This window comes from Parahaliea maris, assembly GCF_008064665.1.
Lineage (GTDB): Bacteria > Pseudomonadota > Gammaproteobacteria > Pseudomonadales > Halieaceae > Parahaliea > Parahaliea maris.
Genome location: NZ_VRZA01000002.1, coordinates 297,301 through 312,050 on the forward strand (window position 1 = coordinate 297,301; position 14,750 = coordinate 312,050).

Annotated in this window: 13 protein-coding genes; 5 read left to right on the forward strand and 8 right to left on the reverse strand. The window is 63.1% G+C overall.

The features are described from left to right. The first annotated feature begins 14 nt into the window (after positions 1-14). The 4 genes from FV139_RS05740 (at position 15) to rpoS (ending at position 3,681) form a co-directional block, all read left to right on the forward strand. Entirely contained in the window at positions 15-647 is a 633-nt protein-coding gene (locus FV139_RS05740; RefSeq protein WP_148067952.1) for a protein-L-isoaspartate(D-aspartate) O-methyltransferase, read from the forward strand. 3 nt (positions 648-650) lie between these two features. Continuing rightward, positions 651-1,568 carry a DUF368 domain-containing protein gene (locus FV139_RS05745; protein WP_148067303.1) on the forward strand — a complete coding sequence of 306 codons (918 nt, stop codon included), beginning with the start codon at positions 651-653 and terminating at the stop codon, positions 1,566-1,568. 46 nt (positions 1,569-1,614) lie between these two features. Next, positions 1,615-2,457 carry a peptidoglycan DD-metalloendopeptidase family protein gene (locus FV139_RS05750; RefSeq protein ID WP_235898561.1) on the forward strand — a complete coding sequence of 281 codons (843 nt, stop codon included), beginning with the start codon at positions 1,615-1,617 and terminating at the stop codon, positions 2,455-2,457. A gap of 285 nt (positions 2,458-2,742) precedes the next feature. Continuing rightward, positions 2,743-3,681 (forward strand): RNA polymerase sigma factor RpoS, encoded by a 939-nt coding sequence (gene rpoS, locus FV139_RS05755; RefSeq protein ID WP_148067304.1) that lies wholly within the window; start codon positions 2,743-2,745, stop codon positions 3,679-3,681. A 74-nt stretch (positions 3,682-3,755) separates the two neighbouring features. On the opposite strand, the gene fdxA is transcribed toward rpoS, so the two are convergent. Continuing rightward, on the reverse strand, positions 3,756-4,079 hold the full coding sequence (fdxA, locus tag FV139_RS05760) for a ferredoxin FdxA (protein WP_148067305.1): 324 nt from the start codon (positions 4,077-4,079) through the stop codon (positions 3,756-3,758). 93 nt (positions 4,080-4,172) lie between these two features. Next, positions 4,173-6,713: a DNA mismatch repair protein MutS gene (mutS, locus tag FV139_RS05765; protein ID WP_148067954.1), complete on the reverse strand. Its 2,541-nt coding sequence runs from the start codon at positions 6,711-6,713 to the stop codon at positions 4,173-4,175. 130 nt (positions 6,714-6,843) lie between these two features. Here mutS and FV139_RS21370 point away from each other — a divergent pair, with 130 nt between their 5' ends. After that, the gene (locus tag FV139_RS21370; RefSeq protein WP_407946811.1) at positions 6,844-7,047 is read left to right on the forward strand and encodes a DUF1428 family protein; all 204 of its coding nucleotides are present in this window, start codon (positions 6,844-6,846) and stop codon (positions 7,045-7,047) included. On the opposite strand, the gene FV139_RS05775 is transcribed toward FV139_RS21370, so the two are convergent. From FV139_RS05775 to FV139_RS05800, 6 genes are all read right to left on the reverse strand, one after another. Beyond that, the gene (locus tag FV139_RS05775) at positions 7,001-7,198 is read right to left on the reverse strand and encodes a hypothetical protein (RefSeq protein WP_148067306.1); all 198 of its coding nucleotides are present in this window, start codon (positions 7,196-7,198) and stop codon (positions 7,001-7,003) included. The genes FV139_RS21370 and FV139_RS05775 overlap by 47 nt on opposite strands. Then, entirely contained in the window at positions 7,191-7,499 is a 309-nt protein-coding gene (locus FV139_RS05780) for a BrnT family toxin (protein ID WP_148067307.1), read from the reverse strand. The genes FV139_RS05775 and FV139_RS05780 overlap by 8 nt, the downstream gene beginning before the upstream one ends. Before the next feature lie 109 nt (positions 7,500-7,608). Continuing rightward, the gene (locus FV139_RS05785) at positions 7,609-8,775 is read right to left on the reverse strand and encodes a Wadjet anti-phage system protein JetD domain-containing protein (protein WP_148067308.1); all 1,167 of its coding nucleotides are present in this window, start codon (positions 8,773-8,775) and stop codon (positions 7,609-7,611) included. A gap of 14 nt (positions 8,776-8,789) precedes the next feature. After that, positions 8,790-12,440: an ATP-binding protein gene (locus tag FV139_RS05790; RefSeq protein WP_148067309.1), complete on the reverse strand. Its 3,651-nt coding sequence runs from the start codon at positions 12,438-12,440 to the stop codon at positions 8,790-8,792. Continuing rightward, positions 12,431-13,135: a DUF4194 domain-containing protein gene (locus FV139_RS05795; RefSeq protein WP_148067310.1), complete on the reverse strand. Its 705-nt coding sequence runs from the start codon at positions 13,133-13,135 to the stop codon at positions 12,431-12,433. The genes FV139_RS05790 and FV139_RS05795 overlap by 10 nt, the downstream gene beginning before the upstream one ends. Further along, on the reverse strand, positions 13,113-14,555 hold the full coding sequence (locus tag FV139_RS05800) for a Wadjet anti-phage system protein JetA family protein (RefSeq protein ID WP_148067311.1): 1,443 nt from the start codon (positions 14,553-14,555) through the stop codon (positions 13,113-13,115). The genes FV139_RS05795 and FV139_RS05800 overlap by 23 nt, the downstream gene beginning before the upstream one ends. Positions 14,556-14,750 lie beyond the last annotated feature (195 nt).

Sequence of the window (14,750 nt, forward strand, 5' to 3'; positions counted from 1 at the left end):
TCAACGGTATTGGCATGACCTCCCGGCGCACGCGTGAGCGCCTGGTGCAGCGCCTGGTAGAGCAGGGAATTCGCGACCAGCAGGTGCTGGATGTCATGCGAACCACTCCCCGCCATATTTTTCTCGACGAGGCCATGGCCCACCGGGCCTACGAAGACACCGCCCTGCCCATCGGTTACCAACAGACCCTGTCCCAGCCCTATATCGTGGCGCGTATGACCGAACTGCTGTTGGCGGACGGCCCGCGCGACAATGTGCTGGAGATCGGCACTGGCTCCGGCTACCAGACCGCCGTGCTGGCGCAACTGGTGGGCGAGGTGCACAGCGTCGAGCGGATCAAGCCCCTGCTCGACAAGGCCCGGGCGCGCATGCGCCAGCTCAAATTCCGCAACGTCCAGCTGCGTCACAGCGACGGTGCCCTGGGTTGGGCCGACAAGGGGCCTTTTGACGGCATCCTCAGTGCGGCAGCACCGGAACAGATACCCCGGGAACTGCTGGCCCAGCTCGCACCTGGGGGGCGCCTGGTTATCCCGGTGGGCGGTGAGACCCAGCACCTGCAGGTGGTCTGCCGCCGTCCCGAGGGCTTTGTCACCGAAATTGTCGAGGCGGTTCGCTTCGTACCCCTGCGACCCGGCACGGAGCGCTAGTTCATGTCGTGGTTGGGCATTTACCTGCGCGGTGTGCTGATGGGCGCCGCTGATATCGTGCCGGGCGTATCCGGTGGCACCATGGCGTTCATTACCGGCATCTACGACCGTCTGCTGGGGGCGATCCGCGCCTTTGACCTGGAAGTTCTGGGCATGGTGGTGCGCGGTCGTATCAAGGATGCCTGGGAGCACGTGGACGGCACTTTCCTGCTGACCCTGCTGGCCGGTATTGCCACCAGTATCCTGTCCCTGGCACGCCTGATCTCCTGGCTACTGGAACACCACCCGATTCCCCTGTGGGCGTTCTTTTTCGGCCTGATCCTGGCCTCGGCCCTGGTGTTGTTGCGGCAGGTGGGGCACTGGAATCCGGCCCGGGTGGCCAGTCTGCTGGCCGGTGCCGGCGCCGCTGCGGCGGTGGCCCTGTCGCCGGCCCTGGGCCTCGACAACGCGGGCCTGCCGGCGGTATTTGCATCCGGCTTCCTGGCGATTTGCGCGATGATCCTGCCGGGTATTTCCGGCAGCTTCATTCTGGTGTTGCTGGGGATGTACGCCGTGGTACTCACAGCACTGAAGTCCCTGGACCTGGGCTTTATCCTGGTGTTCGCGGCCGGCGCGGCCTGTGGCCTGATGTGCTTTTCCCGCTTGCTGCACTGGTTGCTGCACCACTATCACGCCGCCACCCTGGCCCTGCTGACCGGTTTCCTGTTCGGGTCCCTGGCGATCGTCTGGCCCTGGAAAGAGGCCCTGGGCTGGGTGGTGGGCTCCCACGGTGAGCCGCGCCCGGTGCAACAGGTGCCGATCCTGCCGGGGCAGTACCAGCAACTGACCGGGGAAGACCCCCAGCTCTGGCTGTGCCTGCTGCTGGCTGTGGTGGGTGGCGTGGCGGTCTGGTTGATCGATACCCGCTGGAACCGGGACTGACCGGGGCCGCGTCGACGGAGAAACGCTTTCGGGCAAAGGAGGGGCCTTGTCGTACAAGCTGTACTGCTGCCTGCTTCTGTGCTGCCTGACCGCCTGCGGGAGCACACCTGCGCCCATCGAGGACCGCAACAGTCCCGCTGCACGCCCCAAACCCCCTGTCTACCGGTCCGGAGAGGCCCTCGCCCCGGGGCGTTACCGGGTGCGCCAGGGCGATACGCTGTATTCCATCGCCTGGCGCAATGGCCTCGACTTCCGCGCCCTGGCGGCGGCCAATGGTATCCGCGCCCCCTACACCATCTACCCCGGCCAGGAACTGGACCTCAGGGCTGCGCCTGTCCCGAGTGCGGCGCCTTCCAGTGCCTCCAGCAGCCAGACGTCCCGCCAGGTCACCACACCCGCGCCGGCGCCTGCCACCAGGACGGTACCAGCGGACCGTGTCACAAAAGAGTCACCGGGTTCCGGTAAAAAGGTCATTGCCGTCGAGTCAGCACCGCCCCCGGCGCCAGCCGTGCCGCAGAAAGCGGTGAGCGCCTGGCGCTGGCCGACCAGCGGTGCGCTGGTACGCCGCTACTCCAGCAGTGTCCACAAGGGCATCGATATCGGGGGTAATCGCGGTGAGCCGGTGGTGTCGGTGGCAGATGGCGTCGTGGTCTACGCCGGTACGGGTATCGCAGGTTTCGGGGAGTTGCTGATCGTCAAGCATAACGACACCTACCTCAGCGCCTACGGTCACAATGACCGGCTGCTGGTGGGAGAGGGTGCCAGGGTCAGCTCCGGGCAGAAAATTGCGGAAAAAGGCAGTTCGGGCACTGATACCGTGAAGTTGCACTTCGAGATACGGCGCAACGGAAAACCGGTGGATCCGCTCCAGCTCCTGCCCCGCCGTTAGTACTAGCGATAATTAAGATAGTCGCAGTTATATGCCAATCGGAATATGGTTGTCGAAAAAATCGTCTCGCCCCCGCTTGAATTCCCCAAGGCTTTGGGAGTAACCTGTCCGGCCGGCGAGAAATACTCTCAATCGTTCCATCGGATGATCAATGAGGTATAGCCCATGGATGTGGATGCGCCAAAAAAAAACTCGAAACGGATTTCGAAACAAAATGAAAACAGGGGCGACAGCAGTAGTCCTGATTCTGCCTATCCGGTCAGGAAAACGGCCGGGGCAAAGTCTGTGAAGTCTCCTAAAGTCAGGAAGCCTCCCGCCCCCCGGGAGGCCGACGGCGATCGCGATGACGACGAGGCTTTCAAGCGGGCCAAGTCCAGTCGGGCGGTAGAAAAGTCCCTCGACCCAACCCAGTTGTACCTGAATGAGATCGGGTTTTCGCCGCTGCTGACAGCGGACGAAGAGAAGTATTTCTCCCGCCTGTCTCGCAAAGGTGATGCCGAAGCCCGCCGGCGCATGATCGAAAGTAACCTGCGCCTGGTGGTCAAGATTTCCCGCCGTTATATCAACCGTGGCCTCACCCTGCTGGACCTGATCGAAGAGGGTAACCTCGGCCTGATCCGGGCTGTGGAGAAGTTTGATCCGGAACGCGGGTTCCGCTTCTCGACCTACGCCACCTGGTGGATACGCCAGACCATCGAGCGGGCCATCATGAACCAGACCCGCACCATCCGCCTGCCCATTCACGTGGTCAAGGAACTGAACGTCTACCTGCGTGCAGCGCGGGAGCTGACCCAGAAGCTGGACCACGAGCCCAGTGCGGAGGAAATCGCCGACATGCTCGACAAGCCGGCGGATGATGTTAAGCGCCTGCTCGGCCTGAACGAAAGGGTCACCTCAGTCGACCTGCCTGTGGGCCAGGATTCCGACAAGACGGTGGTCGATACCATCGCCGACGTGCAGGTGTCGGATCCGTCCCAGCTGCTGCAGGAAAACGACATCAACGACAATATCGCCATCTGGCTGGACGAGCTGAGCGACAAGCAGCGCGAGGTGGTGTCACGCCGCTTCGGGCTGCGCGGTTACGAAAGCAGCACCCTGGAAGAAGTGGGTCGGGAAATTGGCCTCACCCGGGAGCGGGTGCGTCAGATCCAGGTCGAGGCGCTGCGGCGGCTGCGGGTGATTATGGAGACCCAGGGCCTGACCGGGGACTCCCTGTTCAATTAGCTGAACCCTGCAGATCCACTGCCCACAAAAAACCCCGCTCACTGGCGGGGTTTTTTATGGGGAATTGACGGGGCCTAGCGCTCCAGCAACTCCAGCTTGTTCGGCTTGTTGGCCCACTCCTCGGCATCGGCGGGAGCGTCCTTCATCTCGGTGATGTTGGGCCACACCTCGGCCAGCTCCGCGTTCAGCTCGAGGAACACCTGCTGGTCTTCGGGCAGCTCGTCTTCGGAGAAGATCGCGTCCACCGGGCACTCGGGCTCACACAGTGCACAGTCGATGCACTCGTCGGGGTGAATCACCAGGAAGTTGGGGCCTTCGTAGAAGCAGTCTACGGGGCACACCTCTACACAATCGGTGTGCTTGCACTTGATACACTGTTCACCTACGACAAATGTCATGCTGCTTCTGCCTCTTGCTTCCCGTCTCTGGCGGGGGCCCGTGTTGAAAGGGCGGCCATTCTAACTGTTAAGCGGCTGTAATTGAAGCCTTTTTCATTCCAGCAGGGCCTTCAGCTGATAGAGCATTTGCTGGGCCTGGCGGGGGCTCAGGTCGTCCACGTCGAGGCCCTCCAGCGCCACCACCGCGGGGTGGGGTTCGGCACTGGCAAAAAGCTCTGCCTGGGCCGGCGCAGGGCCGGGTGACCGGAGCGGGGCGGGGTTTTGCGAGCTGCCACTTTCCAACTCGGCCAGTTTGTCCTGTGCGGCGGCCAGTACCGGGGCGGGAATGCCTGCGAGCTTGGCCACCTGGAGGCCAAAACTGCGGTTGGCCGGCCCCTCCTGTATGTGGTGGAGAAACACCACGTGGTCCTGGTGCTCGGTGGCGTCCAGGTGCACGTTGGCCATGGTCCCGCACTGCTCCGGCAGCGCGGTCATCTCGAAGTAGTGGGTGGCAAACAGGGTAAAAGCCTGTACTCGCTGCGCCAGGGCGACCGCCGCCGCCCAGGCCAGGCTGAGGCCGTCGAAGGTACTGGTGCCGCGGCCAACCTCGTCCATCAACACCAGGCTGCGGGGTGTGGCGTTGTGCAGGATGTTGGCGGTTTCGGTCATCTCCACCATGAAGGTAGAGCGCCCGGATGCGAGGTCGTCCGAGGAGCCTATCCGGGTGAAGATGCGGTCGATGGGTGCCAGCCGCGCCGCGCTGGCGGGAACGAAGCTGCCGATATGGGCCAGCAGGGCGATCACCGCATTCTGCCGCATGTAGGTCGATTTACCGCCCATGTTGGGGCCGGTGATCAACAGCATGCGACGCTGTGTATTCAGCAGCGTATCGTTGGCGATGAAGGGTTCTTCCAGGACCTGCTCCACCACCAGGTGGCGGCCGGCACTGACTTCGAAGACCTGCTCGTCGCAAAATTCCGGCTGGCACAGGCTGAGGCTGTCGGCGCGCTCCGCCAGGCAGGCCAGTACATCGATCTGCGAGACGGCCGCCGCGGTGTCCTGCAGCGCCCCCAGGTCTTCATTCAGGCGCTCCAGCAACTCTTCGTACAGGGCCTTTTCCCGGGCCAGGGCCCGGCTTTTGCTGGACAGGGCCTTGTCCTCAAAGGTCTTGAGCTCGGGGGTAATGAAACGCTCGGCATTTTTCAGGGTCTGGCGACGCACGTAGGCCGCGGGCGCCTGGTCGGACTGGGCGCGACTGATCTCGATGTAGTAACCGTGCACCCGGTTGTAGCCCACCTTCAGGGTCGAGATGCCGGTGGCCTCGCGTTCCCGGCGCTCGATGTCGAGCAGGTAGTCGCCGGCGTTGCTGCTGATCTGGCGCAGTTCGTCCAGTTCGCTGTCGTAGCCCTCTGCGATCACACCACCGTCACGGATCACCACCGGCGGATTGTCGATGATGGCCCGCTGCAGCAGGTCCACCAGCGTCGGGTAGTCACCCGCCTGATCGGACAGGCTGGCCAGCAGGGGAGCCGGGCACAGGTTCAGTTCGCTGCGCAGGCGGGGAAGGGCGGCCAGTGAGGCGCACAGCCTGGACAGGTCTCGCGGACGGGCCGAGCGCAGGGCTACCCGCGACAGGATGCGCTCCATGTCGCCGATGGGTTTGAGGGCTTCGCGCACCGTCTCATACAGGTAGTTGTTGCACAGCGCGCCAATGGCACCCTGGCGCTCCTGCAGTATCGCCACATCGGTGAGGGGGCGGTGCAGCCAGCGTCGCAACAGGCGGCTGCCCATGGCGGTGACGCCCTTGTCCAGTACCGCCAGCAGGGTGTGGGTTTCCCCCCCGGCCAGGTTCAGGTCAATTTCCAGGTTGCGCCGGGTGGCGGCATCCATGATCACGCTCTCGGCGCGATTCTCGTGACTGATTGAGCGGATGTGGGGCAGGCTGGAGCGCTGGGTGTCCTTGACGTACTGCAGCAGGCAGCCGGCGGCGCCAATGGCCAGGTCCAGGTCGTCGCAGCCGAAGCCCTTGAGGTCGTGGCTCTGGAACTGGGTGTTCAATGCGCGGCGCGCACTGCTGCTGTCGAACTCCCATTCCGGCTGGCTGCGAGCCCCCCGGCGGCCGGTAACCACCGGCAGGTAGAGGCTTTCGAGATACAGGGTCTCCGCGGGATCCAGGCGCTGCAATTCACTGGCCAGGGCCTCCTCGCCGTCGACTTCCAGCGCCCGGAAGCGGCCGCTGGACAGGTCCAGGTAGGCGAGGCCGAAATGCTCGCCCCGGCTGTTGATGGCCAGCAGGAGGTTGTCCACCCGGTCCTGCAGCAGGGCCTCGTCGCTCAGGGTGCCCGGAGTGACCACCCGCACCACCTTGCGTTCTACCGGCCCCTTGCTCTCGGCCGGGTCCCCGATCTGTTCGGCAATGGCCACCGACACCCCGGCCCGCACCAGCCGCCCCAGGTAACCCTCGGCGGCGTGATAGGGCACCCCGGCCATCGGAATCGGCTCGCCGCCGGACTTGCCGCGGGCGGTCAGGGTGATGTCGAGGATTTCCGCCGCCTTTTTGGCGTCGTCGTAGAACAGCTCGTAAAAATCCCCCATGCGGTAGAACACCAGGTCCTGGGGGTGGTCGGCTTTGATGCGCAGGTACTGCTGCATCATCGGGGTGTGTGTAACTGGTTGATTCAATTCGAAAAAATCTCTTTGGAGCGCGTCGGGTCAGGGGCGAAACGAAGCCGCTATGATAAGGAATGCTGTCGGTGGATGACAGAGGAGGATCGATATCACCTACATCGATGGTTTTGCTTGTGCGGTACCCACTACCAGGAAGGAGGCGTTCATCCGGCGTGCGGGCCATGCCGAGTCGACGCTTATGGAGTGGGGCGCCTCCAGGATGCTGGAGTGCTGGGAGGGCGAGCGCGAGTCTGCGGGCGCAGCCAGGTCAATGACTACCGACGCTCTATTTTTTGAATGTCCTTTTTCAGTTGATCGTTGATCATGGCACTGAGTTCGATTCCGGCTGCTTTCGCTCTGGCGGAAAAGTAGTCCAGAACGTCGGGTTCGAGGTACAGCGGTACCAGATGCTGCTGTTCGGCCGTGTAAAACTTCCCGCGTTGGCCTTTGCTGAAGTCGTATTCGTCACGCATGCTGATTTCCCTGTTCGTATTGCCGGACCTCGGTTTTGGTGGCGTGTCGGGCTGAAATTACCCGGATGGTAACGCAGTCTGGCGACTCTTCATAATAGCTGTGAATTACCACCAGATAGTGTTGGCCGTTGATCGTGCCCATTGTGGCCCATCGGTCCTCGCCTGGAGCGGATTCCACGCTATCGTAGACGCTCAGGGCCATTGGGTCCTTGAAGATCGCAACGGCTTGCTCAAAGCCTACACTGTGTTTCTCAAGGTTCCTTGCGGCTTTTTCGGGGTCCCATTCGAAGCTGTACTTCATTGCATTAGCGCCCGCTCGCAGAGTCCTCTGATGGAGTAGAAAGCTTCAGCGAGAGAGTCCATCTCGGCAAGCGGATTGCCGGATTTGATGGAATCCGGGTGTACGCTTTCTAGGATGGGGCGTTGTCAGTTCTCAGTCCCTGGAATTTCGGAGACTGCACAACTTCCTGATCGACAAAGTGCCGGTGCTGTCGCAGAGCGGGAAGCAGTACGCTGTCAGCGTAGGCACAACCGGTAGCGATCGGGTCGAGCTGCCCGCTTTTTCCCGCCTGAATCGCTGTGTGACCTTCGCCCTTCGTCAGCATCTCCAGCATTGGTGTGTAGCCCGGCTCCCAGGCGGCCAGAGCCGGCAATCTCTGGCGTAGCGCCTTCAGAATCCCCATGCCGGCAAAATCCAGATCGCCCCAGAAAAACACCGGCAGCGAATCGCCGAGCCACCGACTGTGGAAGCTCACGCTGTCGCTTCCTGGCAAAAAGGCGAATCGGGTATGTTCGCTGCCCAGGCGCTGGGCGCTGGCGCGGAAGCCGCCGCTGTACAGCAGCGCAAATCCGGGGGGTGGCTTGTCCGCGAGCCGCAGGAAGCTGTCCTGGTTCTCGACGATTAGCAATTGCCTGAATCCCAGTGGGGCGAAGGCGGTGAGCAGAAGAGCGCGGGGAGCGATACCCGTCGCGCGTGCACCGTACAGTTTCGCGAGTAATTCCTGTCGTCCATCGAGGAACTTGGAGTCTCCGCGGAAACACCGAGCGGAAATTTCACGCAGGCTAAGACCGTATTGCAGCCAGTTGCCCACGGCCACAAAGGCCTCAACGACCTCGTCGGAACCGTATCCATCGATGGTGATGGGCGCTGCCAGCAAGGCCGCGCCCTGGTCAGCGAAGTGCTGCCGGTGTGGCGCTACGGCAGCCTGCCATGCCGTTGTGGCCGGGTCGATCCGCGGTCGCTGTAGCCATTGCCTCAGCAGGTCCTCACTTTCGTGCCTCAGGCGAAGCTGGGCATTCGCGTAGGGCTCTTCGTGGCGGGGCGCGCGCCGGTCGAGCTGTATGCTGAATAGGCCGTAGTGTTGCTTGAGAGTTTCGATCAGTTGCCAGCGATACCCGGCTTCACCGTCAAAACGAAACAGGGCAGGGAGGGTGGAGCGGGTTACGCGACGGGTAATGGCCCGTGTACGCGGTTGCTCCAGTCGATCCAGAAACCAGTGCAGCAAATCCCGCAGCCAGGGTTCCTCCGCCAGCCAGTTGGGCGGCGGTGTGCCTGTGTTATCAGGGGCATCCGGCATCTATAAACCATCCATTATAAACCATCCATAAAATCCAGCGCTCCCTGCTGTCGAATCACCCGACGGTGCTGGGCCCACAGTTCGGCGACCCGCTCCACATTGAGCTGCTGGCGGTCCAGCAGTACCCGGGTGTTCAGTTCGCCCACCGCCTGCGGGCTCGGCACCTTGCTGAACACGAACTGGTTGCTCACCAGGTCGAGGAAGGGGCCAGCCTTGGAGGTCGGCATAATGAAAATGAGCTGCAGGCCAAGGGTGTTGGTGAGGTAGCCAATGACCTCTCGCGAACGGGCCTCGTCCATGTGCATGAAGGCCTCGTCGACGATCACCATGCGCAGGTGGCTGTCGCCCTCGCCGAAGCGGAAGGCGCTGGTGATGGCGGCGGCGCGGATAATATAGGCCGGGGTCTCCAACTGTCCGCCGGAGCCGGTGCCGTACTGGCTGAGGCGGATCGGGGCCTTGTGTTCCGGCGTTTTAAGAATGTCGTAGCGACGGTAGCGGCGGTAGTCGCTGATCCGTTCCAGTTCCCTCAGGGCCTGCTGTTCATTGCCATCCAGCAGCAGGGCCAACAGGCGGTCTCGCACCGCAGCGGCCCTGTCCGGGAGGCTGGCCTCGAACAGGCTGCTGCCGTCACCGAGATTGGGGATCTTGATCACTTCGCGGAAAAAGTCCCAGTACTCCTTGAATTCCGGTAGCCACTGCCACTCGAAGGCGAAGGTTTCCCGGTCGGCACCGAACTGGTGGTGTTCCAGTTCCTTGTTCAGGTTTTTCAGGCTGCGTTCGCCCTCGCGAATGGCCTGGTGGATCTCGTGGCAGAGGTCGCTGACGAAGGTGGTGTTGAAGGTGTCGCGCAGACCGCTGAGCTGCTCCTGTTTTTCCAGCAGCACGTTGTTATGGAGGCGATTGTGCAGGTTGTCGATCTGCTGGTGCAGGCCACGGATGTGGCCGAAGAAGGGGGCGCTGTGTGGGTCTTCCGCGCAATCGTCGAGCAATTGGTCGGCGGGCAGGGCCTGTAGGTTGTAGCTGTTGATTACCTGCTGCAAGGCCACCAGCGACTTGCCGAGCAGATTATTGCAGGACGCCTCCTCGACGGCGAAGTCAATCTCCACATGGGCCTGGTTCAGCCGCTCATCCATGGCGTCGATGCGCGAGTCCACCTCCAGCCCCGGCCAGTGGCGGCGGCTGGCGAGCAGGGCGGTTTCCGCCGTGTCGCGCGCTTCCATCAGGTCGTCGCTGCGGTCCGCCAGGTCCTTGATGCGCCTGCCACAGCTGCGCAACTGCTCTTCAATCTGGCCGCTGTGTTTGTCGAGCTCACGCTGGTGTTGCTCCAGTTCACCGTGTTGCTGCTGTAGCGCGGCCTGCTCCTGCTGCAGGTCGCGGTGGGCGCTGAGGTCCAGTGCCTCCAGTTGCTGTTCCACTGCGCGCAGCTGGTGTTGGGTGTCGAGCATGGCGGTAACGCTTTCTACCCAGGCCAGGGGTTTTACCTTTACCACCTGCTGCTGTAGTTGCCTCACCGCCTGGTAGCCTTCGCTGGCCCTTCGGCACTGTTGTTGCAGCTCTTCCAGACGCTGTCGTTGGGCCTGCAGGTTGCGCTCGCGGGCGGCTTCACCGAACACCAGTTGGTCGTCGTCGATGTCGCAGCGGAACATGGCGTAGTTGCCTGAGCCCAGACCGTCGCGGGTCAGGCCGCGACGGGCCAGTCGCAGGGTTTCAGCGTCGCTCACGCGCTGCAGGTTGCCATAGGACGCTTTCAGGTAGTGTTCGGCGCTGCGGTGGCTGAAGCGCAGTACATGGAAGATGGAATCTTCCGGCAGTGACTGGCGCTCGGCGTCGCGCCGGGCCTGTTCGCCCTGGATGACACGCGCCCGGTTGCGATTGCGTCCGGCGAGGCGGCGCACGATGCGGATGGCTTCCGCTTCGTATTCCGGCTCCACCAGAATGCCGAAGCGGGCGCCGCCGATGTAGCCTTCGATGGCCATTTGCCAGTCCGGGTCGGTGACTTCCACATGGTCGCAGAGAACCCGCGGATCGGCCTGCGGACAGGCTTTGTGGATGGCGGCCAACGCCTCTTCCACGTCCCGAGGGTAGTTGACCCGCCGCGCCTCCAGGGTGGCGATGCGCTGCTCAATATCTTTTGCCTGTTGCTCTCCGGCGCGCACATCCCGCTCCCGATCACCCACGATGCGGTCCAGCCGCTGGGCGAGGGAGGGCGCGGCGTCGCCCTGCGGGTCGATGTCACCGGGCCGATGCAGCAATTCAGCCAGCTGGTTTTGCAGGGGCTGTTCCGCGCGGGCGCGGTCGAGGCTCGCCTCCAGCGGGCTGAGATCGATCCAGTCCCGGGACAGCAGCTGGTTCAGGTCGGGCAGGGGCGCGTCACTCTGCCCCAGCAGGGTTTTGACGGGCACGCGCCAGCCGCGACTGGCCAGCTCCGGCAGCAGTAACTCCAGGCTGTGTCGCGACAGGAGTTCGCGGATGTTGCGCAGGGCCGCAAGGTTGGTGCCGCGCTGGTGGTCCTGCTCGAGCAGCGGGCGTGCCCCCAGCTGCAGTTCGCGGCCGAGCTCGGCGCAGCGTGCTTCCAGCTCCTGCTTGTTGCGCAGTGCGGGTACCCCCTGGATGCGGGCCTCCAGACTGACCAGTTCCCGGTGTGACTGGTCCAGCCGTCTCCGGGTCTGCTGCTGATCCTCTTCCAGGCCCTGTTGCTGCTGGCGCAGGGCGAGCTGTTGATCCTTTTCCCGGATATAGTGCCGCTGGTTTTGGCGGTAGCATTGGGCGGCGGCACCGTAGGCCAGGGTCGTGCGTTGCAACCAGCACTCCAGGTAGTCCCCGGCGCACTGGCGCGCCTGTTCCAGGTGGGCCACGCTGGTGCGCAGCGCTCTGGCCTCCTCTTCCATACCGTGGACCGTGCGCAACAGGTCGCGAATCCGGCGGATCGTGTCGCCCAGATCACGGGCCTCCAGCACTTCGTTGGCGACAAACTGGTCGATGGACTCCACCGGTTTGTAAGCCATGAAGCGGGCGAAAGTACGGGCAGCATTGGTGCCCTCGCGATTGGAGACCGCATCGCGCTTGCCCCGCAGGGCGCCGTAGAGACGGGCCAGGTAGGCTCCTTTGCGCTCGTAGATTTCCACCGCCTTTTTGCCGAACTCCATGCGCAGGAGGTTGGGCAGTTCGTTGACCGGCGTAACATGTTTGCCATCGGGGTAGCTGCGCACGAAGTGGGGCAGGCTCAGCATCTCGCCAGGTACGATCATCAGCAGCAGGTCGTCCTGACGCGCCTGGCGGTTGCTTCCGGCTGTGTCGAGGTGGGCGCGCACACCGATCACGGCGGTGAAGGGCTCGGCGCTCTCGCCTTTGGTGGGGTGAAAGACGCCGGCGATATAGCCGTCGCAGTCCCAGGGGCGGGCAAAGGCGCCATCATCGCAGCCAAGAATATAGGAAGCCAGGGTGCGTACCTGCTTGCCGCCGCGGCCGCGCTGGGTGGTCTCGTCCTGTCCCGGGTTGTAGTTGAACAGGTTGTCGTGGGCGGCGGTCATCAGGGTCTGCAGGGCGTCGGCAGCGGTGGTTTTGCCGGAGCCGTTGCCGCCGGAGAACAGGTTCACCGGCCCGTATTCCAGTTCTTCCGCTGGCAGGTTGCCCCAGTTTGCCGTGATGGAGCGCTTCAGGTACATGGTGTGCTCCCGTCGACAGCTGCCCTGTCATCATCGTCGTCAGCGGAGCCTCCAGCCATAGGGCCGGCGTCCGGCCCCAGCAGCTGCGTCAGCACGTTGTCAGTGATCAGGCTGGTGATATCGGGGCGGATGGTGAGCCAGGCCTCGGCATCCTCCAGCGCTTCGTCCCCGGCGCTGCGGATCAGGCGCAGCTGGCGCAGGCGTCGAAACAGGGCCCTGCGCTCCACAACACCATCTGGTAGCGGCCTTCCCAGCAGGTTCTTGCTGGCCAGATTCAGGCTTTCCAGCGGCAACACCACCTGTCCGAGCTCGTCGATCTGACCCTCCCTCAGGGCCTTGTCGTACTCCGCACGCAGCACCAGAATGGCCGCCACTTCCTGCTGGGTGAGGCGCTGGCGCAAACCGCTGTTGAAGCTGTCATCTGTATCGGCCAGTCCAGGCACTTCTGCCCCGGGGGGGAACAGGCGCAGCGAGTGAAAGCGCGGTTCGTGCAGGATGCGGATGCGCAGTACCTGCAGGTAATCCTCCACCAGGTCCGCCACCTGCAGGTAGCGGTCGTAGAATTCGGCCTCGCGCTTGCTCTCGTCGCGGCACAACACGCCGTTATCCAGCAGGCGGATCATGAGTTCGGAAAATTGCTCCGGGCTCAGGCCCCGGGTTTCCAGGGTCTCCTCAATGATGTTGCTTATCGTCATCCTGTTCCAGTTCCAGCAGGAAGCCATCCCTGCGCGTGAAGTAGTGTTCGCCGGTGATCGGCTCGTGGGTTTGCTCAACTTTCAGGTGGAAACCACCGCTGCGGTGCTCCGCACTGCCCAGCTCGATGACGTGGCTCAGCGCAAGCAGATCGGCGGCGCTGTCGATCGGCAGGTCGCGGCTGTCGATACGGCGGCTGGCACCGAGGGCATCCCGCAGGTAGTCGCGCAGGGCACCGCTGTTGATGTTGAAAGCTTTGTCCAGCAATTGCTGTGTCAGCAGCTCGCGCAGGGTGGCAGCGTCGGGTGATGCGATATCGTTGATGCGGCTCTGCACGACCCGCTGAGTGCGTCTTTCCCGCAGCCGGTTTTGTGCGGGGTCCACCAGTCCAACACGAAGTTCGGCCATCAGTTCGCCGGCAGCATTGAGCCGCTGCTCGAACTCCCTGTCATCCAGGCCGGAGAGCTCGCGGCACAGGCCGACGATGTCATTATGCTTCTGGCTGTGCAGGTAGTTGAGTTGGCGAATGATAATGTCGGCGCGCTTGGTGAAACCTTGCAGGGTGCGCCGCAGGGCCGGCAGCATGATTTCCGAGGCATTGCGCATGCGTGTTTCAATGCTGTCCAGCAGCTGCCACAGCACCGAGGCGTCCTCGTTGACCACCAGGTCCGGCGCCAGTCGCCTCAGTTCGCGCTCGGCGGCCTGTTTCCAGCTGTTGTGCTTGCGACGAATACTGGCGATGGTGTTCTGGATGCGATCGCGGTGCTTTTCCACGCTGTCGGCGGAGAGGCGAATCGCGACATCGGGCTGGAAGCGCTTTTCCATGAATTCGAAGAACTGGTCCGAGGCCTGCTGCACCAGCTGCTGGGCTTCCACTTCCCTGACCAGTTCCCGCTTGCGCTCCTCCAGTTCGGCGATGATGTCTGTAAAGTCGGCGATGATACGCTCCGAGTGTTCATGAGCGTCCAGCAGGTCGTAGACCTCACCGCGGTCGAGGAAGGCGGCCAGTGCATTGAGCGTATTGCGGGTGTTGCGGTGACGGGTGCGCACACTGCGCCCGTCCACCTCCGCCAGGGTCTGGGTAAACAGGCGCCCGGTACGGCTGAAGGGATAGGTGGATTGAAAGGAGGCCTCGTCCTTGTCCCGCTTGAGCCAGCCGTAATCCACCAGCTGGTTCAGAATCCAGCTTGCCTGTTCCCGGCTACTGGTAAAGCGCCCCTCGTCCTCGCCCTCCAGCAGGGGCGCCCGTTCCAGCGCTTCGCTGAATATGTCCAGCACCTGCTCCCGGCGCAGGGATTCGCCATAGTCGGCGCGGGCGCTATAGAGTCGTTCGTGCAGCAGGCGCAGGCATTCGGCAATCTGTTCGCGGTACTTGCCGGTCAGGGGGCGAAAAAACTGGCTGCGCTCATCGGAGAAGAACATGGTTGGTATCGGCCTGGTGGTGTTCTCGACAGGGCTTGAATCCGGCGTGCCTGAGGCGGGCGGCAGGCGCACCCGGAGCCAGCCGCACAACATAACAGAGTCGCCTCGCCTGGAGTAGTTTGTTCCCGCACTTAAGACTGCGGTAACACAATCTCGCTAGTATGCCCCGCAAGTCAGGAGACTTCGGGAGACATC